At 67.1% G+C, this 231-nt stretch carries 1 pseudogene; it reads right to left on the reverse strand.

Going from position 1 to position 231, the window contains the following annotated elements:
- Window positions 1-231: pseudogene (locus NVV99_RS26995) on the reverse strand (GTP-binding protein); the annotation flags it as partial.

Here is a 231-nt window from a genome sequence, read left to right on the forward strand (position 1 = left end):
CAGGTCCATCTTGTTGATGCACAGCACCACGTGCCGCACCCCGAGCAGCGACGCGAGAAAGGCGTGCCGGGGGGTCTGCTCGACGATGCCGTTGCGGGCGTCGACGAGGACGAGTGCCAGGTCTGCGGTGGACGCCCCGGTGACCCTGTTGCGCGTGTACTGCTCGTGACCGGGAGTGTCGGCGCTGACGACTGTTCTGTGCGCCGTGGCGAACTAGCGATAGGCGACGTC

The sequence above is a fragment of the Rhodococcus sp. PAE-6 genome (genome assembly GCF_025290685.1).
GTDB lineage: Bacteria > Actinomycetota > Actinomycetes > Mycobacteriales > Mycobacteriaceae > Rhodococcus > Rhodococcus pyridinivorans.